General features: G+C 61.2%; 20 protein-coding genes. 6 read left to right on the top strand and 14 right to left on the bottom strand.

From position 1 onward, the window contains the following. Positions 1 to 16: 16 nt before the first annotated feature. The 10 genes from VM99_11520 to VM99_11475 all read right to left on the bottom strand — a co-directional run bounded on the left by VM99_11520 (position 17) and on the right by VM99_11475 (position 12,306). A complete protein-coding gene (locus tag VM99_11520; protein ID AKJ98656.1) occupies positions 17 to 1,345 on the bottom strand; it encodes a Fis family transcriptional regulator in 1,329 nt (442 codons plus the stop codon). Further along, positions 1,342 to 3,243, bottom strand: coding sequence for a histidine kinase (locus tag VM99_11515; protein ID AKJ98655.1), 1,902 nt, complete (start codon positions 3,241 to 3,243; stop codon positions 1,342 to 1,344). Before VM99_11515 ends, VM99_11520 begins: the two co-directional genes overlap by 4 nt. Positions 3,244 to 3,457: 214 nt before the next feature. Then, positions 3,458 to 4,192: an amino acid ABC transporter ATP-binding protein gene (locus VM99_11510; protein ID AKJ98654.1), complete on the bottom strand. Its 735-nt coding sequence runs from the start codon at positions 4,190 to 4,192 to the stop codon at positions 3,458 to 3,460. Then, the gene (locus VM99_11505; protein AKJ98653.1) at positions 4,189 to 4,860 is read right to left on the bottom strand and encodes an amino acid ABC transporter permease; all 672 of its coding nucleotides are present in this window, start codon (positions 4,858 to 4,860) and stop codon (positions 4,189 to 4,191) included. Before VM99_11505 ends, VM99_11510 begins: the two co-directional genes overlap by 4 nt. Next, complete coding sequence (locus tag VM99_11500; protein AKJ98652.1) at positions 4,860 to 5,606, bottom strand: amino acid ABC transporter permease; 747 nt, start codon at positions 5,604 to 5,606, stop codon at positions 4,860 to 4,862. The genes VM99_11505 and VM99_11500 overlap by 1 nt, the downstream gene beginning before the upstream one ends. Before the next feature lie 195 nt (positions 5,607 to 5,801). Beyond that, positions 5,802 to 6,716, bottom strand: a complete 915-nt coding sequence (locus tag VM99_11495) for an ABC transporter (protein ID AKJ98651.1) — start codon at positions 6,714 to 6,716, stop codon at positions 5,802 to 5,804. Between the two features lie 446 nt (positions 6,717 to 7,162). Then, positions 7,163 to 8,701: a glycerol-3-phosphate dehydrogenase gene (gene glpD / locus VM99_11490; protein ID AKJ98650.1), complete on the bottom strand. Its 1,539-nt coding sequence runs from the start codon at positions 8,699 to 8,701 to the stop codon at positions 7,163 to 7,165. A gap of 324 nt (positions 8,702 to 9,025) precedes the next feature. Beyond that, positions 9,026 to 9,781, bottom strand: coding sequence for a DeoR faimly transcriptional regulator (locus tag VM99_11485; GenBank protein ID AKJ98649.1), 756 nt, complete (start codon positions 9,779 to 9,781; stop codon positions 9,026 to 9,028). Between the two features lie 89 nt (positions 9,782 to 9,870). Next, complete coding sequence (gene glpK / locus VM99_11480) at positions 9,871 to 11,376, bottom strand: glycerol kinase (GenBank protein ID AKJ98648.1); 1,506 nt, start codon at positions 11,374 to 11,376, stop codon at positions 9,871 to 9,873. A 78-nt stretch (positions 11,377 to 11,454) separates the two neighbouring features. Next, positions 11,455 to 12,306, bottom strand: coding sequence for a glycerol uptake facilitator GlpF (locus VM99_11475; GenBank protein ID AKJ98647.1), 852 nt, complete (start codon positions 12,304 to 12,306; stop codon positions 11,455 to 11,457). Between the two features lie 321 nt (positions 12,307 to 12,627). On the opposite strand from VM99_11475, the gene VM99_11470 reads away from it, so the two are divergent. Together VM99_11470 and VM99_11465 are read left to right on the top strand one after the other, a co-directional pair. Next, positions 12,628 to 13,098, top strand: a complete 471-nt coding sequence (locus VM99_11470) for a hypothetical protein (protein AKJ98646.1) — start codon at positions 12,628 to 12,630, stop codon at positions 13,096 to 13,098. A gap of 146 nt (positions 13,099 to 13,244) precedes the next feature. Then, positions 13,245 to 14,027, top strand: coding sequence for an isomerase (locus VM99_11465; GenBank protein AKJ98645.1), 783 nt, complete (start codon positions 13,245 to 13,247; stop codon positions 14,025 to 14,027). A 135-nt stretch (positions 14,028 to 14,162) separates the two neighbouring features. Here the strand turns inward: VM99_11465 and VM99_11460 are convergent, their stop codons facing one another. Both VM99_11460 and VM99_11455 read right to left on the bottom strand, forming a co-directional pair. Beyond that, positions 14,163 to 15,272: an iron ABC transporter ATP-binding protein gene (locus tag VM99_11460; GenBank protein ID AKJ98644.1), complete on the bottom strand. Its 1,110-nt coding sequence runs from the start codon at positions 15,270 to 15,272 to the stop codon at positions 14,163 to 14,165. Beyond that, positions 15,269 to 16,189: an ornithine carbamoyltransferase gene (locus tag VM99_11455; protein AKJ98643.1), complete on the bottom strand. Its 921-nt coding sequence runs from the start codon at positions 16,187 to 16,189 to the stop codon at positions 15,269 to 15,271. Before VM99_11455 ends, VM99_11460 begins: the two co-directional genes overlap by 4 nt. A 403-nt stretch (positions 16,190 to 16,592) precedes the next feature. Here VM99_11455 and VM99_11450 point away from each other — a divergent pair, with 403 nt between their 5' ends. The 3 genes from VM99_11450 to VM99_11440 all read left to right on the top strand — a co-directional run bounded on the left by VM99_11450 (position 16,593) and on the right by VM99_11440 (position 19,550). Then, entirely contained in the window at positions 16,593 to 16,880 is a 288-nt protein-coding gene (locus tag VM99_11450) for a hypothetical protein (protein AKJ98642.1), read from the top strand. A gap of 131 nt (positions 16,881 to 17,011) precedes the next feature. Next, positions 17,012 to 19,120, top strand: a complete 2,109-nt coding sequence (locus VM99_11445; GenBank protein AKJ98641.1) for a dehydrogenase — start codon at positions 17,012 to 17,014, stop codon at positions 19,118 to 19,120. Between the two features lie 91 nt (positions 19,121 to 19,211). Next, positions 19,212 to 19,550, top strand: coding sequence for a glutaredoxin (locus VM99_11440; GenBank protein AKJ98640.1), 339 nt, complete (start codon positions 19,212 to 19,214; stop codon positions 19,548 to 19,550). 223 nt (positions 19,551 to 19,773) lie between these two features. Here the strand turns inward: VM99_11440 and VM99_11435 are convergent, their stop codons facing one another. Both VM99_11435 and VM99_11430 read right to left on the bottom strand, forming a co-directional pair. Further along, positions 19,774 to 20,247, bottom strand: a complete 474-nt coding sequence (locus tag VM99_11435; protein ID AKJ98639.1) for a bacterioferritin — start codon at positions 20,245 to 20,247, stop codon at positions 19,774 to 19,776. A gap of 199 nt (positions 20,248 to 20,446) precedes the next feature. After that, entirely contained in the window at positions 20,447 to 20,665 is a 219-nt protein-coding gene (locus VM99_11430; protein AKJ98638.1) for a (2Fe-2S)-binding protein, read from the bottom strand. A 316-nt stretch (positions 20,666 to 20,981) separates the two neighbouring features. Between VM99_11430 and VM99_11425 the strand changes: the two genes are divergently transcribed. Next, positions 20,982 to 21,584: an alkyl hydroperoxide reductase gene (locus VM99_11425; GenBank protein ID AKJ98637.1), complete on the top strand. Its 603-nt coding sequence runs from the start codon at positions 20,982 to 20,984 to the stop codon at positions 21,582 to 21,584. The last annotated feature ends 36 nt before the right edge of the window (positions 21,585 to 21,620 follow it).

Below are 21,620 nucleotides of genomic sequence, written 5' to 3'. Positions count from 1 at the left end.
GGTCATTGCCCCGTTGTTAATGGCTCAGGCCATATTTTTTGACTTTGTCGAACAGGGTGGTCTTGGCCATCCCCAGTTCCTGGCTGGCCTGGGTCAGGTTGCCGCCGCTGCGTTGCAGGGCGTCCACCAACAGGTTGCGTTCGAACGCTTCCACCGCTTCGGCGAAGGCCAGGCCCTGGCCGCCGCTGCTGGCACCGGTTTTCTTGAAGGCAGGCAGGCCGAGGGCATAGCGCTCGGCGACGTTGCGCAATTCGCGCACGTTGCCCGGCCAATCATGGCTCATCAGGTTCGACAGGGTCTGGTTATCCAGCTGCGGCACTGTGCGGTCGAAACGCAGGGACGATTGCTGGAGGAAATGTTCGAACAGTTGCAGGATGTCTTCGCGCCGCTCGCGCAGGGGCGGCAGTTCCAGCGTCACCACGTTGAGGCGGTAATACAGGTCGCTGCGAAACTGGCCGGCGCGGCCCATTTCGTCCAGGTCGGACTTGGTCGCGGCAATCACCCGGCAGTCCACCGCCACGCTCTGGTTCGAGCCCAGCCGTTCGAGGGTGCGTTCCTGCAACACCCGCAGCAACTTGATTTGCAGGGGCAGGGGCATGCTTTCCACTTCATCGAGAAACAGCGTACCGCCATCGGCATGCTCGATCTTGCCGATCCGGCGCTTGCCGGCGCCAGTGAAGGCATTGGCTTCATGGCCGAAAATCTCGCTTTCGAACAGGTTTTCCGGCAGGCCCCCGCAGTTGAGCGCGACGAACTGTTTGCCGTGGCGCCGGCTGAAGTCATGCAGGCAGCGGGCGACCAGTTCCTTGCCGGTGCCGGTCTCGCCTTCGATCAGCACGTTGGCCGAGGTGTCGGCGACATTGGCGATCAGTTCGCGCAGGTGCTGCATGGCCGGCGAGCGGCCGATGATACGGCCTTCCAGGGAGTCGCGCTCGGCCAACTGGCGGCGCAGCGATGACACTTCGCGGGCCAGGCTGCGCTGTTCCAGGGCGCGCCGGGCGACGTCCACCAGGCGTTCGGGGGAGAAGGGTTTCTCCATGAAGTCATAGGCGCCTTTCTGCATGGCGCCGACGGCCATGGAAATGTCGCCGTGGCCGGTGATCAACACCACCGGCAAGCGACTGTCCCGAGCCTTGAGACGGGTCAGCAGTTCCAGGCCGTCGATGCCCGGCAGGCGAATGTCGCTGATGACGATGCCGGCAAAATCATCGCCCACCTGTTCCAGGGCTTCTTCGGCGCTGCCCACGCCGATGCACGGGATGTCTTCCAGGCTCAGGGCCTGCTGGCAACCCAGCAGGACGTGGGGGTCGTCTTCGACGATCAGTACGCTCAGGTCGTTGTTCATGGTTGCTCGGCTGGGGGAAGGCTTACCAACGGTAAACTGAGGACGAAGGTGGTGCCACGTTCGACCGGGAATTCGACGCCCAGGTGTCCGCCCGCGGCGGCGGCCAGGCTCGCCGAGAGCGTCAGTCCCAGGCCCAGGCCCTGTTCGCCGGGCTTGGTGGTGAAGAAGGGTTCGAACAAATGCTTGCGGGCTTCGGGGTCGATGCCATGGCCGTTGTCCCGCACCCGCAGGCGGTACTTGCCGTGGCTGCTTTCACCGTCGAGCCATAGTTGTGGCTCGGGCTGCGTCTGCATGGCATCCAGGGCGTTGCCGATCAGGTTCACCAGGATCTGCTCCAGGCGCGTCTGGTCGATTTGCAACTGGACGTCGGCGTAGCCGTTGTGGATCTGGATGTTGCGGTTTTCCAGGCGCCCGCCCAGCAATTGCAGCGCGGCCTCGACGGCCTTGCCCAGGCTCGCCCGGCCCTGATCGTCGCCCCGTCGGGCAAAGGCGCGCAGGCTGGCGGTGATGCGCCCCATGCGGTCGATCAATTCGTTGATGGTCTTGAGGTTGGTGCTGGCGATGTCCAGTTGCCCGCGTTCGAGAAAGCGCACGGTATTGCCAGACAACGTGCGCAAGGCCGCCAGCGGTTGGTTGAGTTCATGGGCGATGCTGGTGGACATCTGGCCGATGGCCGCCAGCTTACCGGCCTGGACCAGTTCGTCCTGGGCCCGGCGCAGGGTCTCTTCGGCCTGTCGACGCTCACGGATCTGGCTCTTGAGCCGTTCGTTGCTGGCGCGCAGGTCGGTGGTGCGTTCGGTAATCCGACGTTCGAGCTGGCTGTTGGCTTCCTGCAAGGCTTCCCGGGCCGCGAGGCGGGTGGCGATGACCTTGCGCCGTTCGTTCCAGGCGATCAGCAGGAACGCCACCAGGGCGAAGGCCACGGCCACCAGGATGCCCTGGTTGATCGCCTGGCGGCGCAGGTCTTCCAGCGGCGTCAACAGGGTGAAGTTCCACGGTGTGTCGCTCAGTGGCCGGGTCTGCGACAAATAGCTGATGGCGCGTTCGTCGGACACCAGTTCGGTGTTGGCCGGGAAGGTCAGTTTCTCCATGCCTTCGGCCAGGCGTTCCCGGGCCAGGGGCACCAGTTCGTTCAGCGGGAACCAGTAGTATTGCAGGCTGCGGGCCAGGCGTTCCTTGGTCTCGTCGCTCAAGGGACGCACGGACTTGAGCCGCCGCGCCGGGTCGCTGGACAAGATGATGATGCCGTTTTCATCGCTGACGAACGCTTCCAGGCGTGCCCGCTGCCAGCGTTCCTCCAGGGCTTCGAGGCGCACCTTGACCACGGCGACGCCAATGATCTTGCCCTGTTCTTCCAGGCCGTGGGCCAGGTAGTAGCCGGGTTCGCCGTTGGTGCTGCCAATGCCATAGAAGCGACCCGGCTGGCCGCGCACGGCGTTCTGGAAATAGGCGCGAAAGGACAGGTCTTCACCCAGGTAACTGTCGACGTCGCGCCAGTTGCTGGTGGCCATGACGCGGCCGGTCGTGTCCATCACGTAGATGGCCCGGCTGCGGCTGCGCCGGTTCAGGCCTTCGAGGTATTCGTTGACGGTCTTGCGGTGTTCGGGTGTCGGGTCGTCGAGCAGCGTCGAGACACTCGATTCAAGCTCCAGCAGGCTCGGCAAGTAGGTGTACTTGCTGATTTCACTCTCCACCGCCCGGGCATGCAGCTCCAGCTGGCGCTCGCCGTTCTCGGCAAGGCCACGCACGCCATAGTGTTCGCTGATCCAGAAGCCGAGATAGCCCAGGCCGATCATCAACGCGATGATCAGCGGCGGTAGGAACAGGTGGCGGATCAGGCGAGGTTTCACGGCAAGTGATGGCGGCGCGGCGCGATAGAGGGTGGGGTCGCATTTCATCACAGAAGCCTTGGGTCAACCAGTGTGCTGCGGTCGTCCTTCGAACGCGGCTCTGTGGCGAGGGAGCTTGCTCCCGCTCGGCTGCGAAGCAGTCGCAAAACGGTTCGTGCGGTGTGCCAGATGCAATGCATTTACCGGTTTGGGGTCGCTGCGCGACCCAGCGGGAGCAAGCTCCCTTGCCACAAGAGCAAGTGCGTCTAAAAGAAGGCGACGCTTAGTGCTGCAGGATTTTCTCAAGGAAGTGCTGCGCACGTTCGGAGCGGGCGCTGATGTCGCCGAAGAACTCTTCTTTCTTGCAGTCTTCGATGATCTGGCCCTGGTCCATGAAGATCACCCGGTTCGCCACTTTGCGGGCGAAGCCCATTTCGTGGGTCACGCACATCATGGTCATGCCTTCGTGGGCCAGTTGCACCATCACGTCGAGCACTTCGTTGACCATTTCCGGGTCGAGGGCCGAGGTGGGTTCGTCGAACAGCATCACCACCGGGTCCATCGCCAGGGCCCGGGCGATCGCCACGCGCTGCTGTTGGCCGCCGGAGAGCTGGCCCGGGTGCTTATGGGCATGGGCCGACAGGCCGACGCGCTCGAGCAGTTGCAGGCCTTTCTTGGTGGCTTCTTCCTTGCTGCGGCCCAGCACCTTGATCTGCGCGATGGTCAGGTTTTCGGTGATGGTCAGGTGCGGGAACAGCTCGAAGTGCTGGAACACCATGCCCACCCGCGAACGCAATTTCGGCAGGTTGGTCTTCGGGTCGGCGATGGAGGTGCCGTCGACCACGATGTCGCCTTTCTGGAATGGCTCCAAGGCGTTCACGCACTTGATCAGCGTGGACTTGCCCGAACCCGAAGGGCCGCACACCACCACGACCTCACCCTTGCTGACCTCGGTGCTGCAATTGGTCAGTACCTGGAAGTCCCCATACCACTTGTTGATGTTCTTGATAGAGATCATACGGCGAACCTTTTTTGCAGACGCTTGACCAGCAGCGAGGCGGCAAAGCTGATTGTGAAGTACACGAGACCTGCGACGATCAGGAACTCATTGGAGCGGCCGATGATGTCGCCATTGGCCCGCGAAGCATTGAGGAAGTCCACCAGGCCGACCGTGTAGACCAGCGAGGTGTCCTGAAACAGGATGATGCTCTGCTGCAGCAGCAGCGGGGTCATCTTGCGGAACGCCTGGGGCAGGATGATCAGGCGCATGGTCTGGCCATAGTTCATGCCCAGGGCCTGGGCCGCACCCATCTGGCCCTTGGGGATCGACTGCACGCCGGCGCGCACGATTTCGCAGAAGTACGCCGCCTCGAACATCATGAAGGCCACGACGCAGGAGCCGAAGGCCCCGATCGGCGTGTCTTCGCCGGTGATCCAGCGCAGCACGAACGGCACCGCCAGGTAGAACCAGGTGATGACCAGCAGCAGCGGGATCGAGCGGAAGTAGTTGACGTACGCGCCGGCGATGTTGGAGATCAGTTTGTTGTGGGACAGGCGCATCAACGCCAGGATCGTCCCCAGGATGATCCCGCCGACGACACCCAGGGCCATCAGTTTCAAGGTCATCACCATGCCATTCCACAGGCCGGGAATGGCCGGGACGACACCGCTGAAATCGAATTCCATCATTTACCCCCCACGGAGATCAGGCCGGGCACCGCGACTTTCTTCTCGACCATGCGCATGAGCAGCATCAGGCTCATGTTCAAGGTGAAGTAGATCAGCGTCGCCAGGGTAAAGGCTTCGAACAGGTTGGCGGAGAACTCGGCGGTCTGCTTGGTCTGCGCGAGCAATTCCATCAGGCCGATCAGCGAGGCCACGGAGGAGTTCTTGAAGACGTTGAGGAATTCCGAGGTCAGCGGCGGAATGATGATCCGATACGCCTGGGGCAGCAGCACGTTCCAGTAGATCTGCGGCAGCTTGAAGCCCATGGCGCGGGCAGCGGATTCCTGGCCGCGCGGCAGCGCCTGGATACCGGTGCGCACCTGTTCGCAGACCCGGGCGGCGGTAAACAGCCCCAGGCACACGACGACGCTCAGGTAGGCCGAGGTGGTCGGGTTCAGGTCCTGCTTGTACCACTCCTGCAGGTTTTCGGGCAGCAGGTCGGGCACCAGGAAGTACCAGATGAACAGCTGAACCAGCAGCGGCACGTTGCGGAAAAGCTCCACGTAGCAGGTGGCGATGCCCGACACCAGCCGGTTCGGCACGGTGCGCATCACGCCCAGGATAGAGCCCAGCATCAGGGCGATGATCCAGGCGACGACGGCGATGGCGATGGTCCAGCCCAGGCCGGCGATGTACCAGTCGAGATAAGTCTCGCTGCCCACGCCGGTGGACTTGAAGAACACGCCCCAGTCCCAGTTGTAATTCATTAGGGTCTCCCCTCAGATCGTTCGATGTGCAAATGCCCGCCTGGGGAAGCTCCGTTCCCGTCCTGGCCTGTAAAGGCCAGGCACACGCGATCGGCTCGACAACCACCGCCTCGAGTGTTTCCAGATATGCCAGCAGGGAGTGACCATCCCCTGAAAGGGCGGGGCCCCTTCAGGAGATAAGGTTAGTCAGAAAAATCAGGACTTCTTGTCGTCAGCCGCTTTGTCGGTCGGATTGGCGATCAATGCCTTGAGCTCATCGCTCATCGGGAAGTTCAGGTTCAGGTTTTTCGGTGGGATGGGCTGGGTGAACCACTTGTCGTAGATCTTGTTGATCTCGCCCGAGGCATAGGTCGCCTTGATGGCGTCGTCGACCGCTTTCTTGAACGGCTCGTCGCCCTTGCGCATCATGCAGCCGTAGATCTCGTAGGACTGTGGTGTACCGGTGACGGCCCAGTCGTCGGCCTTCTTGGCCTTGGCCGCTTCGCCGGCCAGCAGGGCGTCATCCATCATGAACGCGACGGCACGGCCCGATTCCAGCATCTGGAAGGACTCGCCGTGGTCCTTGGCAGAGATGACGTTCATGCCCATCTGCTTGTCGGCGTTCATTGCCTTGAGCAGGCGCTCGGAGGTGGTGCCGGCGGTGGTCACGACGTTCTTGCCCTTCAGATCGTCGAAATCCTTGTACTTGGAGTCTTTCTTGGAGAGCAGGCGGGTGCCGATCTCGAAGATGCCGACGGAGAAATCAACCTGTTGCTGACGCTCGACGTTGTTGGTGGTGGAGCCGCACTCCAGGTCCACGGTGCCGTTCTGCACCAGCGGGATGCGGGTTTGCGAGGTCACCAGGTTGTACTTGACCTGCAGGTTCGGCAGGTCCAGGTCTTTTTTCAGTGCTTCGACGACTTTCAGCTGGATGTCGTGGGAGTAGCCCACCGGCTTGCCGGAAGCGTCTGCGATGTAGGAGAACGGAATGGAAGCGTCGCGATGCCCAAGCGTGATGACGCCGGACTCTTTGATCTTTTTCAGCGTGCCGGTCAGTTCGGCGGCGAAAACCGGGGTGCTGATCAGAGCGGCAGCAATGGCTGCGCCCAGAAGATGGGGAACGATGCGCATCGATGTTTCCTCGACATTGTTTTTTTTATTTCAGCCGGTACGTCGGCCCTGAGTGCTTCGAAACGCCTGGCAGCTCCTGTTGTGTTGGCATGCAGGCATTCGTCTCGAAGGAGTGTAGAGCATGACTCGTGCCAGGCCAGTCGATACAGGTTAACTATATGTTTTATAAAGTAATTAATGTTTTGTTTCAGGTTTATTTGCCGGTTGTTTATCCGGCTGGCCGAACTGACTGATGGGTCTTGTTCGGAAAACCGAATGCCCTGAGGTCGCATTAATCCATTGTGGGAGCGAGCTTGCTCGCGAATGCGGTGTGCCAGTCATATAGATGTTGAATGTGCAGGCGTCATCGCGGGCAAGCTCGCTCCCACAGGGGCATTGGTGGACGCCAGATAGCAAAAAGCCCCTGAATCGCACGATTCAGGGGCTTGGGTCAGGCAGTCTTGCCTTCAGGCCGCTTCGATTTTGCGGCGGTTGTGCTCGACCTTTTCCAGGTATTGCTGAAGCTTTTGCTGTTCGGCCGCAGTGGTGAACAGGCCCAGCTTGCTACGACGCCAAAGGATGTCCTGGGCGTCGACGGCCCACTCATCGCTGCACAGATAGTCGACTTCGCGGGTATAGAGGCCGCCGCCGAGGTGTTCGCCCAGGTCGGCGAGCGTCTGCACGCCTTCCAGCATGCGCCAGGTGCGGCTGCCATAGGTGGTGGCCCAGCGCCGGGCGATGTCGGTGGGCAGCCAGTCGAACTTGTCGCGGATGGCCGAGCACAGCGCTTGCGGGGTGGTCATGTTTTCGCCGCCAGGAAGCGTGGCGACGGCGGTCCAGCTCGGGCGCATCTGGGTGAAGTACGGAGCCAGTTGCGCCATGGCCGACTCGGCCAGCTTGCGGTAGGTGGTCAGCTTGCCACCGAACACCGAGAGCAAGGGGGCTTCTTCGCCGCCGCCGGAGAGCGCCAGGGTGTAGTCCCGGGTCACGGCCGACGGGTTGTCGGATTCGTCGTTGCACAGCGGACGCACGCCGGAATAGCTGTGCAGGATGTCGTCGCGGCTGAGCTGTTTCTTGAAGTGGGCGTTGACCACTTTCAGCAGGTAATCGGTTTCGCCTTCAGTGATGGCCACTTTGGCCGGATCGCCGGTGTATTCGCGATCGGTGGTGCCGATCAGGGTGAACTGGTTCAGGTACGGAATGGTGAACACGATGCGTTGGTCTTCGTTTTGAAGAATGTGCGCATGTTCGCCTTCATAGAGTTTCGGCACGATCAGGTGGCTGCCCTGGATCAGGCGGATGCCGTAGGGCGATTCCATCTTCAGGTCATCGCGAATGAACTTGGCCACCCACGGGCCAGCGGCATTCACCAGTGCCTTGGCGCGAATCGAAAACAGGCTGCCGTCGGCACGTTCCAGGTGCAGGTGCCAAAGGCCTTTGCTGCGACGGGCGTTCACGCAACGAGTGCGGGTGTGGATATGGGCGCCTTTTTCCCGGGCGGCCATGGCGTTGAGCACTACCAATCGGGCGTCGTCGACCCAGCAGTCGGAGTATTCGAAGCCTTTGGTGATCTCGCTTTTCAGCGCGCTGTCGGCACCGAATTTCAAGCTCTTGGAGCCGGCGAGCTGTTCACGCTTGCCGAGGTGATCGTAGAGGAACAGGCCGGCGCGAATCATCCACGCCGGACGCAAGTGCGGGCGGTGGGGCAGCACGAAGCGCATTTGCTTGACGATGTGCGGCGCCTTGGCCAGCAGCACCTCGCGTTCGGCCAGTGCCTCGCGCACCAGGCGGAACTCGTAGTGTTCGAGGTAGCGCAGGCCGCCATGAATCAATTTACTGCTGGCCGACGACGTGTGGCTGGCCAGATCGTCCTTTTCGCAAAGGAACACCGAAAGACCGCGACCGGCAGCGTCCGCGGCAATCCCCACGCCGTTGATACCGCCGCCAATCACGGCGACATCGTAAACCTCGGCGAGAGGGGGCGTAGGCAAGGTAGAAGTGGGCATCGGCTGGCCTCGGGCTTTTTTTCGTAATATTTGAATTCGAACATTAATGTTCATTTGCGAAAATACTAGCCCATAAGGACAGCAACGGCCAGTCGATTTCGATTGAAAAAACTGATCAAGGGAAGCTGAAAGGAAAATTTTCGAACATAAAAATAACGCTTAAGGCGCGGCGTGCACTTGTGGCGAGGGGATTTATCCCCGCTGGCTCGCGAATCAGGCCTAAACCCGGCGATTCGGTATCTCAGACAAGCTGAATGACTGAAGGGGGCTGCTGCGCAGCCCAACGGGGATAAATCCCCTCGCCACAGGGTATTGGGGGAGGGGTTAAACCACTTCCAGTCGAATCTTGTGCTGGCTCAGCAACTGCACCAGGGCTGGCACCGGTTGCTGGTCGGTCACCAGGCAGTCGATGAGGCTGATCGGGCCCAGGCGCACCATGGCATTGCGCCCAAACTTGCTGGAGTCGGCCGCCAGCAGCACTTGCCGGGCGTTGGCGATGATCGCCTGGGACACCCGCACTTCCTGGTAATCGAAATCCAGCAGGCTGCCATCCTCATCGATGCCGCTGATGCCCACCAAGGCGAAATCGACCTTGAACTGGTTGATGAAATCGACGCTGGCCTGGCCCACTACGCCACCGTCTCGTCGCACGTTGCCGCCGGCGACCAGGACTTCGAAATCGTCCTTGGCACTGAGGATCGATGCCACGTGCAGGTTGTTGGTGATGACCTTCAAGTGGTTGTGATTGAGCAGTGCCCGGGCGATGGATTCGGTGGTGGTGCCGATGTTGATGAACAGCGAGGCGTGATCGGGGATCTGGGCGGCAATGGCTTCGGCGATGCGCTGCTTCTCGTCGCGCATCTGGTCGGCGCGCATGGCGTAGGCGGTGTTTTCCACGCTGGAATCGTAGGCGGCGCCGCCGTGGTAGCGGCGCAACAGGTTGGCCTCCGCCAGTTGATTGATGTCTCGGCGGATGGTTTGCGGGGTTACAACGAACAACTGCGCCATTTCCTCAATGCTGACGTAGCCGCGTTCGCGGACCAGTTCGAGGATTTGCTGCTGACGGGGAGGCAGATTCATGGGCGTCCTTTGGGCTGCCGAAATATGCCCATGATGCCGCAGGAATCTGCTCCCGACCAGTTCAGACCCAGGTGTTGCTCAGGGTCGGCTTATTCGGCGTCTTCGTGGGGTTCCCAGTCGCGGGTGCGGCTGACCGCTTTCTGCCAGCCGGCGTAGAGCTTTTCCTTCGCCGGTTCGTCCAGTTGCGGTTCGAACTCGCGCTCGATCACTGCCTTGCCGCGCAGCTCTTCCAGGCTGCCCCAGAAACCGCACGCCAGGCCGGCCAGGTAGGCCGCGCCCAAAGCGGTGGTTTCGCGCATTTTCGGACGCTCGACCCGTGTGCCCAGGATGTCGGCCTGGAACTGCATCAGGAAGTTGTTCGCCACCGCGCCGCCGTCGACACGTAGGGCCTTGAGACGCTCACCGGAGTCCTGTTGCATGGCATCGAGCACGTCGCGCGTCTGGTAGGCGATGGACTCCAGCGCCGCACGGATGATGTGATCGACCCGCACGCCCCGGGTCAGGCCAAACAACGCGCCCCGGGCATAGGGGTCCCAGTACGGCGCGCCCAGGCCGGTGAAGGCCGGCACCAGGTACACACCGTTGCTGTCCTTGACCTTGTTGGCAAAGTATTCGGTGTCCAGGGCGTCGTTGATGATTTTCAGCTCATCGCGCAACCACTGCACCGTGGAGCCGCCATTGAACACCGCGCCTTCGAGGGCGTAGGCGACCTCGCCGCGTGGGCCGCAACCGATGGTGGTAAGCATGCCGTGATTGGACTTGACCGCCTTGTTCCCGGTGTTCATCAGCAAGAAGCAGCCGGTGCCGTAGGTGTTTTTCGCCTGGCCCGGCTCCACGCACATCTGGCCGAAGAGGGCGGCCTGCTGGTCGCCGGCGATACCGCCGATGGCGATGCCACTCTTGGTGCGGCCGTAGATCTCTGAGGACGACTTCACTTCCGGGAGCATTTCCCGGGGGATGTCGAGGATCTCGAGCATCTTCGCATCCCACTCCAGCGTATGGATGTTGAAGAGCATGGTGCGCGAGGCGTTGGTGTAGTCGGTGACGTGGACCTTGCCGCCGGTGAATTTCCAGATGAGCCAGCTGTCGACGGTGCCGAACAGCAACTCGCCGTTGCGGGCACGCTCGCGGCTGCCTTCGACGTTGTCCAGGATCCACTTGAGTTTGGTGCCGGAGAAGTACGGGTCGGTCACCAGGCCGGTGGTGTCGCTGATGTATTGCTCGTGGCCGTCGCGCTTGAGCTGCTGGCAGATTTCAGTGCTGCGACGGCATTGCCAGACGACGGCGTTGTAGATCGGCCGGCCGGTGGTCTTGTCCCAGACCACTGTCGTCTCGCGCTGGTTGGTGATGCCGATGGCAGCTACCTGGTCATGGTGCAGGCCGGCCTGGGCCAGGGCTTCGACCATCACGCCGCTCTGGGTGGCGAAGATTTCCATCGGGTCGTGTTCGACCCAGCCGGCCTGGGGGTAGTGCTGGGCGAATTCGCGCTGGGCGATGCAGACCACGTTGGCGTCACGGTCGAAAATGATCGCGCGCGAGCTGGTCGTACCCTGGTCGAGGGCAATGATGTAGTTCTTGTTCTGGAGGTCGGTCATGTCGATTGCCTTGGGACGAAAATAAGGGCTGAGGCCATGGCGCACGCTCGAACGGGCAGGAGCGTGCGCCGACTGTTTTCAGGATGTTCTGGGCTTGCCGTCAATGGCCGGTTCTGCATCCTTTATAGCTGTCGTGGTGCTGGGCAGATGGCGGGCAATCAGCCCGCGATAGGCCGCAGCACCCAGGCATGCACCCAGCAGCGGTGCAAAAATCGGAACCAGGAAGTATGGGATGTCGCGCCCACCGGTGAGGGAAATTTCACCCCAGCCTGTGACGAAAGTCATCAGTTTAGGGCCGAAGTCCCGAGCCGGGTTCATCGCGAAGCCGGTCAACGGCCCCATCGAACTGCCGATCACCGCAATCAACAGGCCGATCAACAACGGCGCCAGCGGGCCGCGGGGCAAGCCATTGTTATCATCGGTGAGGGACATGATCACCCCCATCAGGATGGCGGTGATGATCATTTCCACCACGAAGGCCTGGCCAGTGGAGAGGGCCGGATGTGGATAAGTGGAGAATACCGACGCCAACTCGAGGCTCGCCTCGGTGCCACGGATCATGTGTCGCGACTGTTCGAAATCGAAGAACAGGTTGCTGTACAGCGTGTACACCAGCAACGCGCCGCAGAAGGCGCCGGCGACCTGGCAGATGATATAGAAGGGCAGCTTGCGCTTTTCGAAGTCAGTGAAGAGGCACAGGGCGACGCTGACGGCAGGGTTCAGGTGCGCGCCGGAGATGCCTGCGCTGAGGTAGATCGCCATGCTGACGCCGACGCCCCAGATGATGCTGATTTCCCACAAGCCGAAACTCGCACCCGCGACCTTGAGCGCTGCAACGCAACCGGTCCCGAAGAAGATCAATAGCGCTGTCCCCAGGAATTCGGCCAGGCATTGGCTGGAAAGGGACGGCTGTTGTGAAGCAATGGTCATTCGAACCTCGGTTTTTGTTTTTTTCCGGGCGCGTTCGAGCAAGCTCTACAGCGCGATTTCCGCCGAGGCAGGATGCAGTCCTTGGCCTCGGGTTGTTGCTTGAGACAGGCGTTATGGCTTTCAGTTTCGAAAAAATATAGACAAGAAACGCTGGTGTCAAAGGTCGAAAGTGAACCGTCGGTCATATTTCAACTATTCGTGGCGTGAATGTCTGCTTCTTTGCCAAGCCCTCATCGACAGCGACACTGCGGCCCACAGCCTTTTGGCCAGTGATGGCTTAGAATCCATCCACTCTTTTTGATTTCCCTGTCAGGAGCGGTCATGACCCCCGCGTTGGATCTGTTGAAGAAAGTGCGCGCCGAACATCGTATCCACAGTTATGAACACGACCCCAAGGCAGCGTCCTACGGCCTGGAAGCGGCGGAAAAACTTGGACTGGAGCCGGCCCAGGTGTTCAAGACATTGCTGGCCGCCAGTGAAAAAGGTGAGCTGCTGGTGGCGGTTGTGCCGGTGGCAGGCAGCCTGGACCTGAAAGGCCTGGCCCACGCGGCAGGCGTGAAGAAAGTGGAGATGGCCGACCCGGCGGCGGCACAGCGTTCGACCGGGTATTTGCTCGGAGGCATTAGCCCGCTGGGGCAGAAGAAGCGCCTGCGCACGTTCATCGATACGTCTGCTGAACAGTTCGACAGCATCTTCGTCAGTGCTGGCAGGCGCGGGCTGGAAGTGGAGCTGGCGCCTTCGGTGCTGGCAGAACACACCGGGGCGAAGTTCGCCGAGATCGGCCGCGCCTGATTCCAGGATGAGCACAGCGTCCAAGCGGAGGCTAGCCTGCTTGTCAGGGGCGCATGCGGTGTAGGGTGAAAATTCTGCTGATCTGTCACTGGATACCACCGTTGCCGCCCTTCATGCTGGCGCATCAATAAAAAAGGGGAAGGGCCATGCAGCTTGCGTTTCATCAGGTCGATGCGTTCAGTGATCGCCCGTTTGGCGGTAACCCGGCGATGGTCTATCGGCTCGACGCCTGGCTCGCCGATGATTTGATGCAAAAGATCGCCGCCGAGCACAACCTGGCGGAAACCGCGTTTGTGGTGCGTGAAGGCCAGCAGTGGCATATCCGCTGGTTCACGCCCACCACGGAAGTCCCACTGTGCGGGCACGCGACGCTGGCCAGTGCCCATGTGCTGTTCGAGGTCTACCACGAAACCGCAGAGCGCCTGGAGTTCACTTGCCGGTCCGGTCCATTGAGTGTCACCCGCGACCAGGGCCGCTTATGGCTGGACTTCCCGGCCATCGTGCCTACCGAGCTGGGTGTGTCCCTGGCGGTCCAGAGCGCGCTGAACGTCGAAGCGGTGGACGTGCTGAGCTCCAATGAGCTGTTCGTGGTGCTGGAGTCGGAGCAGGCGGTGCTCGATTGCAAGCCGGACATGGCCGCCCTGGCAAAACTGCCTTGGCCGGGTGCGATCGTGACCGCGCCGGGCAGCAAGCATGATTTCGTCTCGCGCTATTTCGCCCCGGCGATCGGCATCAACGAAGACCCGGTGACCGGTTCGACCCATTGCAGCCTGATTCCCTACTGGTCCAAGCGCCTGGGCAAGCGGGGGCTGACGGCCTACCAGTGTTCGGCCCGGGGCGGGGCCCTGTTCTGCCGGCTGGAAGGGGAGCGGGTGCGGATTGGCGGCGACGCGAGGTTGGTGGCCAGCGGGACCCTTTCACTGGGCTGATCAGCGCGAAGGCGCTTGCGTGGCGAGGGAGCAAGCTCGCGCTCGAGTGTGCAGCGCTTGCATGTTTTTTGGGGTCGCTACGCGCCCCAGCGGGAGCAAGCTCCCTCGCCACAAAGCCATCCAAACAATCGATGATCAATGGGCTGCGCTGTACCGCCGCACGCCGCTTTCCACCGCAGGCAGATGCGCCGCCGTGCTGCCCGAGGCCTGGAATAGCACCAGGTGCTCTGCCGCCACGCGGATACCGACACGGGCGCCGACCTGGTGGTCGGCATGGCTCGGGAAGATCGACTCCAGTTGGGCGCCCGTCGGTAATTGCAGACGATACAAGGTCGATGCGCCCAGGAATGTCTTGTCGACGATCTGGGCGGTGAGCGGGCTGTCCGGGGCGTAGACGATGTCGTCCGGTCGCAGCAATGCGTCCACCGCGGCGCCAATCGGCCAGGTGTAGGCCCGGTTACCGCGCAGGATGCCCAGCTCGGTCTGCACCGACTCGGGGCTTTCGAGGCGGCCACGGATGAAATAACCCTGTCCGATGAAGCTGGCCACGAAGGGCGTCAGGGGTTCGTGATAGAGGTTGTAGGGCGTGTCCCACTGTTCCAGTCGACCTTCCTTGAACACCCCGACATGGTCGCTCACGGCAAACGCTTCTTCCTGATCGTGGGTGACCAGGATCGCGCTGGTGCCGCGGGCCTTGAGGATGGCCCGGACCTCATGGCTGAGTTTGCGTCGCAACTCGCCGTCGAGGTTGGAGAACGGTTCGTCGAGCAACAGCAGCTGTGGCTCGGGTGCCAGCGCGCGGGCCAGGGCGACGCGCTGTTGCTGGCCGCCGGAGAGCTCATGGGGAAAACGCCCGCCTAGGTTCTTCAGGTTCACCAACTCCAGCAGTTCCTCCACTACCCGCGCCTTGCTCGGATGCTTGCAAATGCCAAAGGCAATGTTCTCGCTCACACTCAGGTGGGGGAACAACGCATAGTCCTGGAACACCATGCCGATGCGGCGTTTTTCCGGGGCGAGGGTGAAACCGGCGCGGGAGAGGGTTTGCCCGGCCAGTTGGATCTCGCCTTCGTGCACCGGCTCGAAACCGGCAATGGCCCGCAACGTGGTGGTCTTGCCGCAGCCAGACGAACCGAGCAGGCAACCGATGTCACCGGCATTGAGGTGCAGGTTGAGGTTCTGCACAACCCGTTGGTCCTGGTAACCACACGCCAGGTTGTGCAGATTCAGTAGCAGGGGCTGGCTCATGCGTGGCGGTACGCCGGCTCGACCAGGAACTCCAGCAGGGCCTTCTGTGCATGAAGGCGGTTCTCTGCCTGGTCCCAGGCCACCGAGCGCGGGTCGTCCAGCAGGTCGACGCTGATTTCTTCGCCACGGTGGGCCGGCAGGCAATGCATAAACAGCACGTCGGCATCCGCCAGGTCGAGCAGGGCGCGGTTGACCTGCAGCGGCGCGAACAGCTCCAGGCGCTTGGCGGTTTCTTCTTCCTGGCCCATGGAGGTCCAGACGTCGGTGCTCACCAGGTGCGCGCCGGCCACGGCCAGTTTCGGATCGCGGACAATTGTCACCCGGTCCCCGGCCTTGGCGACCAGCCTGGCGTCGGGATCGTAGCCTTCGGGGCAGGCAATGCGCAGTTGGAAGTCGAATTGCAGCGCCGCTTCTATATAGCTGTTGCACATGTTGTTGCCATCGCCGATCCAGGCCACGGTCTTGCCCTGGATCGAGCCACGGTGCTCGAGGAAGGTCTGCATGTCGGCCAGCAGTTGGCAGGGGTGCAGGTCATCGGACAGACCGTTGATCACCGGCACGCGGGAATGGGCCGCGAACTCGGTCAGGGTGCTGTGGGCAAAGGTGCGGATCATCACCGCATCCAGCATGCTCGACATGACGATGGCGCAATCGCTGATGGGTTCGCCACGGCCCAGTTGAGTGTCACGCGGCGACAGGAAGATCGCCTGGCCGCCGAGTTGGATCATGCCAGCTTCGAAAGAGATGCGGGTGCGGGTCGATGATTTCTCGAAGATCATCCCCAGCACGCGGTTTTTCAAGGGCTCGAACAGTACGCCGCGGTTACGCAGGTCCTTGAGCTCCACGCCTCGACGGATCACGCCGAGCAACTCGTCGGGCGTGAAATCCATCAGGGAGAGAAAGTGCCTTGCGCTCATGATTGACTACCTTTTTGTTACTGACCGCAGATGCTCAAAGCCTTGTTTAGGGAAAAACGGGCGAGACCTGCGGCAAAAGCCGCACGGGGCGACGAAAATAGGGGAAGGCGCGATATTGACATTAAATGTCGCGTCTTACCAATAGGGCTACGGTTTTTGGGGATTCAGCGAGGCCATCGCCGGGGTTGCGATGGCGGGTTGGGGGCCGTTTTCCTGACAGCAGCGCCTCTTTGTACACTGCCGTCGCGTCGCTTGGCAATCAAGCGGGACGGGGCTTGGGCGACCCGGAAGAGCGTTTCGCCGCCCCGGGCAGGCGCCCACCCGCCCACCGGTGGCTGTGAAACATTTCCTAATGCAAGGGCCTGGGTTATAAATGAACCCCGCGTGACACAGGAGCCCCGAAATGGATTCGAAAGAGCAGCAACTGATGGAATTGCTAGGGCTGACGGCACGCACGCTGACGCACCTGACCGCTTCGGTGACGTCCATGTCATTCGAGTTGCTGCGCAGCGAGGATGAGGTAACCAAGGCGGCGGCCCGTCGAATGATCGATCGCATGGCCACCATCAGCGGCGGCATCGATGAACACTGGCGGCTGATTGGCGAGTTGACCGGCGACCCGATCACTCAGGAACTGGTGGAAACCGTCGAGGAGATCCAGTTGCTGGCACCGCCGCCCGACCGGTCTTGACGGCACTTCATCGGCGGGCCTGATGCCCGCCAATTCACAGGACGAACGTCGCTGGCGCCGCCGGGGATCACGCGCCATAGTTTTGTTCCCGCGGCCGACAGTGCCCGCTACGAATAAAACAGAGGCTGGCCATGACCAAGACTCTTCACCACCGTGCGTGCCATCTGTGCGAAGCCATTTGTGGCTTGACCCTCGAAACCACCGAAACCGAAGGCCAGGGCCTGGCGATCACCTCGATCAAGGGGGATGCGCTGGACAGCTTCAGCCGGGGCCATATCTGCCCCAAGGCGGTGGCCCTGCAGGATATCCAGAATGATCCGGACCGCTTGCGCCAGCCCATGCAGCGGGTCGGCAACGAATGGCAGCCCATTGCCTGGGACGCGGCCTTCGCCCTGGTCGCCGAGCGCCTGGCGGACATCCAGGCACGTCATGGCCAGAACGCGGTGGCGGTCTACCAGGGCAACCCCAGCGTGCACAATTACGGGCTGATGACCCACAGCAACTATTTCCTCGGCCTGTTGAAGACCCGCAGCCGTTTCTCGGCGACGTCGGTAGACCAGTTGCCCCATCACTTGACCAGCCATCTGATGTACGGCCATGGCTTGCTGATCCCGATCCCGGACATCGACCACACCGACTTCATGCTGATCCTGGGCGGCAACCCGCTGGCGTCCAACGGCAGCATCATGACCGTACCGGACGTGGAAAAACGCCTCAAGGCCATCCAGGCCCGTGGCGGCAAGGTGGTGGTGGTCGATCCACGCCGCAGCGAGACGGCCGCCATTGCCGACCAGCATGTCTTCGTACGCCCCGGTGGCGACGCTGCGTTGTTGCTGGGCTTGCTCAATACCTTGTTCGATGAAGGCCTGACCCGCGACAGCCATCTGCCGGTAGACGACCTTCATCGGGTGCGTGAAGCCGTCGAGCGGTTCACGGCGCAAGCGATGAGCCCGCTCTGCGCGGTGCCGGCGGCGCAGATCCGGCAGTTGGCCCGGGACTTCGCCGCCGCGCCATCAGCGGTCTGCTACGGGCGGATGGGCGTTTCGACCCAGGCCTTCGGTACGCTGTGCCAGTGGCTGATCCAGGTGATCAACCTGGTCACCGGCAACCTTGACCGCGTGGGCGGGGCCTTGTGCACCGAGCCTGCGGTGGATCTGGTGGCGACCACGTCGGGCGGGCATTTCAATCGCTGGCAGAGCCGGGTGTCCGGGCGCCCCGAGTACGCCGGGGAGTTGCCGGTGTCGGCCCTGGCCGAAGAGATGCTCACCGAAGGGGAGGGCCAGGTGCGTGCGCTGGTCACCGTGGCCGGCAACCCGGTGCTGTCCACGCCGAACGGGCGTCAATTGGAGCAGGCGCTCGACGGCCTGGAGTTCATGGTCAGCGTCGACTTGTACATCAACGAAACCACGCGGTACGCGGACCTGATCCTGCCCTCGACGTCGGCGCTGGAAAACGACCATTACGACACCACGTTCAATGTGTTCGCGGTGCGCAACGTGACCCGTTTCAACCGGGCGATCCTGCCCAAGCCCGAAGGCGCGTTGCACGATTGGGAAATTTTCGTCGGCCTGGCCAAGGCCTTCGCCGCCAGGACCGGCAAGGAACTCAAGCCCACCCTGCCGCCGGCGCAAATGATCGATTTCGGCTTGCGGGCGGGGGCGTATGGCGATGCGTCGCCACACAAGCTGTCCCTGGCAACGCTGTTCGATCATCCCCATGGCATCGACCTGGGTGCGCTCAAGCCGAACCTGGCGGGGCGGCTGAAGACCGAAAACCAGCGCGTGCAGGCCGCGCCGGCCGTGATCCTGGCCGATATCGAGCGCTTTGCCGCCGTGCAGGCGCCCGCACCGGACGAGTTGCTGATGATTGGCCGTCGTCATGTGCGCAGCAATAATTCGTGGATGCACAACTTCCATCGGCTGGTGAAAGGCAAACCACGTCATCAACTGCTGATGCACCCGGATGACCTGGCCAGCCGCAGCCTGGTCGATGGCCAGCGGGTGAAAGTCAGCTCCCGGGTGGGCACCATCGAAGTGGAAGTCCAGGGCAGCGCGGACATGATGAAAGGCGTGGTCAGCCTGCCACACGGTTGGGGTCATGCCCGGCCAGGCGTGCAGATGAGCATCGCCAGCGGCCAGCCGGGCTCCAGTGCCAACGACCTGACGGATGAGTGCCAGTTGGATGAGTTGTCCGGCAACGCGGCACTCAATGGCGTACCGGTGAAGGTCGCGGCTGCGTGAATTTGTCCCTGGGACAGCGTGCTCGGCTTTCCGTTACAATGCGTCACCGTGTCGACGACTTAAGTCGCAGAAGTTCAAGCCGAGGTGCTCCATGGATATCATCGAAACGATCAAAGACCAGATTGCCAACAACACCGTCCTGCTCTACATGAAAGGCGCGCCGAATGCTCCGCAATGCGGCTTCTCGGCCAAGGCTGCCCAGGCGGTGATGGCATGTGGCGAGAAGTTCGCCTACGTAGACATCCTGCAGAACCCGGAAATTCGTGCCAACCTGCCGAAGTACGCCAACTGGCCTACCTTCCCGCAACTGTGGGTGGGTGGCGAGTTGATTGGCGGCAGCGACATCATGACCGAGATGGCGGCTGACGGTTCGCTGCAGGCCACCATCAAGGCCGCTGTGGAAAAAGCAGCGAACAAGACCGAAGCCTGATTATGGACGTCTGTTCACCACACTGGTTGTGGTGAACACGAAACCTTGTGGGAGCGGGCTTGCTCGCGAATGCGGAGGGTCAGTCAGCGTTTGTTTATCTGATATGGCGTTTTCGCGAGCAAGCCCGCTCCCACATTGGATTTGGCATGCCTGGAAGTCCAGGCAATAAAAAGCCCCGCCTCTCACAAGAGGGCGGGGCTTTTTAGTGGCAGGTGGGGGGAAGTTACTCTTCGCCCATCTGCGATTGCAGGTAGTTCTCAAGGCCCACTTTATCGATCAGGCCCAATTGGGTTTCCAGCCAGTCGATGTGCTCTTCCTCGGATTCGAGGATGTCTTCCAAAAGTTCACGGCTACCGAAGTCGCCAACGCTTTCACAATGGGCGATGGCGGCTTTCAGATCGGCGTGGCCGGTGCGCTCGATGCGCAGGTCGCACTCCAGCATTTCCTGGGTGTGTTCACCGATGTGCAGTTTGCCCAGGTCCTGGACGTTCGGCAGGCCTTCGAGAAACAGGATGCGCTTGATCAGCTTGTCCGCGTGCTTCATCTCGTCGATGGATTCGTGGTACTCGTGCTTGCCCAGCTTGTTCAGGCCCCAATCTTCGTACATGCGCGCATGCAGGAAGTATTGGTTGATCGCGACCAGTTCATTGGCAAGGATCTTGTTGAGATGCTGGATGACTGTAATGTCGCCTTTCATGATGAGGCCTGCCCTGTAATAGCTGTGTATGGGGCAGAGTTTGAGCCGCGTATTGACCAGTGTCAAACCTAAGTTATTGAATAATAAATGAAAATTAATCGGAATAAGAATGTTTGTGTTCCGCGTCTTGACGCTAACCAATTGATTTACAGGCATAAAAAAACCGGACATGGTGTCCGGTTCCTTGAAGTGCTGTTTATTACGCGGCGGTAAATTCTACCGGGTAGGGAATGGCGGCTTGTGCCGTCTGCACCTTGGCGAGGGTTTCACGTACCACTTCCTTGGCCAGGCAGGCACATTTGCCGCATTGGCTGGCTACGCCGGTGGCCTGGCGGACTTCGCGATAGCTGCAGCAACCTTCGTAGATTGCTTCGCGGATTTGTCCGTCGGTGACGCCAGTGCAGAGGCATACATACATAAGTGAGAACCGTCGCTGGTTGTGACTCAATTGAGACGGATCTTAATGTTAACGAGAATGATTGTCAAAGTGGTTTCTGAAACCCTCGGGCCAGAGCGGTGCCTGCCTGACGAACGGTTCTGCGCGAGGATCATTGCACGATCATGAGGCGAAACATTGATTTTTCAATGTCGCGGAAAAACCGTTGAAGACAGTCCAAATGCCCGGTGTATGATGGTCGGTCCTTGCAAAGCGGGTTCGTGTCACAGGGCTGTCGCCTGAGGGTGACAGGCTGGCCCGGACCTTGTTTTCACGTTACTACACCAGGAGATATCCAATGAGCGTACTCGTAGGCAAACAAGCCCCTGACTTCACCGTTCCAGCCGTCCTCGGCAACGGCGAAATCGTCGACAGCTTCACCCTGTCCTCGGCCATCAAAGGCAAATACGGCCTGGTGTTCTTTTACCCACTGGACTTCACCTTCGTCTGCCCGTCCGAGCTGATCGCACTGGATCACCGCATGGACGACTTCAAGGCGCGCAACGTCGAAGTGATCGCTGTCTCGATCGACTCGCACTTCACCCACAACGCCTGGCGCAACACCCCGATCAACAATGGCGGTATCGGCCAGGTGAAATACACCATGGCTGCCGACATGAAGCACGAGATCGCCAAGGCCTACGACGTTGAGTCCGAAGGTGGCGTGGCTTTCCGTGGTGCGTTCCTGATCGACGACAAAGGCGTGGTTCGTTCGCAGATCATCAACGACCTGCCACTGGGCCGTAACATGGAAGAGCTGATCCGTCTGGTCGACGCTCTGCAATTCCACGAAGAGCACGGCGAAGTCTGCCCAGCCAACTGGAAAAAAGGCGACAAGGGCATGACCGCATCGCCTGAAGGCGTTGCCGCTTACCTGGGCGAGCACAGCGACAAGCTGTAAGCGAACCTGGCATAAAAAACCGGCCCTTGATGGGCC

Origin of the sequence: Pseudomonas chlororaphis, from assembly GCA_001023535.1 — a bacterium.
In the GTDB taxonomy this organism is placed as follows: Bacteria; Pseudomonadota; Gammaproteobacteria; order Pseudomonadales; family Pseudomonadaceae; genus Aquipseudomonas; species Aquipseudomonas chlororaphis_E.
The sequence above is the reverse complement of the archived record's forward strand: the minus strand, read 5'-3'. Positions and strand labels throughout refer to the sequence as shown.

What these genes read in the sequence shown, in the direction of transcription:
- VM99_11500 (AKJ98652.1), bottom strand. Translation starts at nt 5,606, where the DNA reads ATGAATTACAACTGGGACTGGGGCGTGTTCTTCAAGTCCACCGGCGTG.
- VM99_11520 (AKJ98656.1), bottom strand. Translation starts at nt 1,345, where the DNA reads ATGAACAACGACCTGAGCGTACTGATCGTCGAAGACGACCCCCACGTC.
- VM99_11495 (AKJ98651.1), bottom strand. Translation starts at nt 6,716, where the DNA reads ATGCGCATCGTTCCCCATCTTCTGGGCGCAGCCATTGCTGCCGCTCTG.
- VM99_11510 (AKJ98654.1), bottom strand. Translation starts at nt 4,192, where the DNA reads ATGATCTCTATCAAGAACATCAACAAGTGGTATGGGGACTTCCAGGTA.
- glpK (AKJ98648.1), bottom strand. Translation starts at nt 11,376, where the DNA reads ATGACCGACCTCCAGAACAAGAACTACATCATTGCCCTCGACCAGGGT.
- VM99_11430 (AKJ98638.1), bottom strand. Translation starts at nt 20,665, where the DNA reads ATGTATGTATGCCTCTGCACTGGCGTCACCGACGGACAAATCCGCGAA.
- VM99_11455 (AKJ98643.1), bottom strand. Translation starts at nt 16,189, where the DNA reads ATGAGCGCAAGGCACTTTCTCTCCCTGATGGATTTCACGCCCGACGAG.
- VM99_11425 (AKJ98637.1), top strand. Translation starts at nt 20,982, where the DNA reads ATGAGCGTACTCGTAGGCAAACAAGCCCCTGACTTCACCGTTCCAGCC.
- VM99_11470 (AKJ98646.1), top strand. Translation starts at nt 12,628, where the DNA reads ATGACCCCCGCGTTGGATCTGTTGAAGAAAGTGCGCGCCGAACATCGT.
- VM99_11465 (AKJ98645.1), top strand. Translation starts at nt 13,245, where the DNA reads ATGCAGCTTGCGTTTCATCAGGTCGATGCGTTCAGTGATCGCCCGTTT.
- VM99_11475 (AKJ98647.1), bottom strand. Translation starts at nt 12,306, where the DNA reads ATGACCATTGCTTCACAACAGCCGTCCCTTTCCAGCCAATGCCTGGCC.
- VM99_11440 (AKJ98640.1), top strand. Translation starts at nt 19,212, where the DNA reads ATGGATATCATCGAAACGATCAAAGACCAGATTGCCAACAACACCGTC.
- glpD (AKJ98650.1), bottom strand. Translation starts at nt 8,701, where the DNA reads ATGCCCACTTCTACCTTGCCTACGCCCCCTCTCGCCGAGGTTTACGAT.
- VM99_11460 (AKJ98644.1), bottom strand. Translation starts at nt 15,272, where the DNA reads ATGAGCCAGCCCCTGCTACTGAATCTGCACAACCTGGCGTGTGGTTAC.
- VM99_11485 (AKJ98649.1), bottom strand. Translation starts at nt 9,781, where the DNA reads ATGAATCTGCCTCCCCGTCAGCAGCAAATCCTCGAACTGGTCCGCGAA.
- VM99_11515 (AKJ98655.1), bottom strand. Translation starts at nt 3,243, where the DNA reads ATGAAATGCGACCCCACCCTCTATCGCGCCGCGCCGCCATCACTTGCC.
- VM99_11505 (AKJ98653.1), bottom strand. Translation starts at nt 4,860, where the DNA reads ATGGAATTCGATTTCAGCGGTGTCGTCCCGGCCATTCCCGGCCTGTGG.
- VM99_11445 (AKJ98641.1), top strand. Translation starts at nt 17,012, where the DNA reads ATGACCAAGACTCTTCACCACCGTGCGTGCCATCTGTGCGAAGCCATT.
- VM99_11435 (AKJ98639.1), bottom strand. Translation starts at nt 20,247, where the DNA reads ATGAAAGGCGACATTACAGTCATCCAGCATCTCAACAAGATCCTTGCC.
- VM99_11450 (AKJ98642.1), top strand. Translation starts at nt 16,593, where the DNA reads ATGGATTCGAAAGAGCAGCAACTGATGGAATTGCTAGGGCTGACGGCA.